Genomic DNA, 730 nt, shown 5'->3' on the forward strand with positions numbered 1-730 from the left:
CGGGCAGTTGCGCGCGGCGTTCGGCGCGGAGACCGACGTGCTCGTGCACGTGCGGCGCACGGCCAACCGCAAAGCACTGCTCCAGGTGCTGGACGCCTCCGGGCGCACGCTGGGGTTCGCCAAGGCGGCGCGGGATCCCGCGTCGTCGGCCGGGATCCGGACCGAGCTCGCAGCGCTCACCGAGCTCGCGGCGCTCAACGACAGCGATGGCGATGGCAATGGCGACAGCCGGTCGCCTTGCGTCCGCACGCCCCGGGTACTGCTGCAGGGATCGAGCGCCGGGCTGCCCTTCGTGATGACGGAACCGCTGCCGCGGGGTATTCGAGCGGTCGGCCGGGCCGGTTCGGATGCGCCGTCGATCGCGGAGTTCGCCGCCCTCGCTCCGGTCGCCCGCTGGGCCCGCCCCGCGGAGAGCGGGCATCTCGCCCGCCTCCGTTCGCGGTCCGAGGATCCGGGGATCGCCCGGCTCGAGCAGAGCGAGCTGCGGCAGAGGCTCGACGAACTGCTCCGGTGCGTCGAGGCGGAACCGGATCCCGCGCCCATCGCTCGCCGGTGGCACGGCGACTTCGCCTTCTGGAACGTCGGGCGCACGCGCGACGGGCGTCTCTGGTGCTGGGACTTCGAGAACGTCGACCGCGACGCTCTCGCCGGCCTCGACGCGATCCACTGGCACGCGAGCCGGCGGCGGCACGCTCGGGGAGCGGCCGGTGTCGCGGAGCGCGCCGGGATC

Annotated in this window: 1 protein-coding gene; it reads left to right on the forward strand. The window is 74.4% G+C overall.

Going from position 1 to position 730, the window contains the following annotated elements; translation table 11 throughout:
* The coding region (locus tag ACFPZL_RS13930) for a hypothetical protein (RefSeq protein WP_382335998.1) at positions 1–730 on the forward strand (730 nt) is incomplete at both ends.

The organism is Leucobacter soli (genome assembly GCF_042659205.1).
Taxonomy (GTDB): Bacteria; Actinomycetota; Actinomycetes; order Actinomycetales; family Microbacteriaceae; genus Leucobacter; species Leucobacter soli.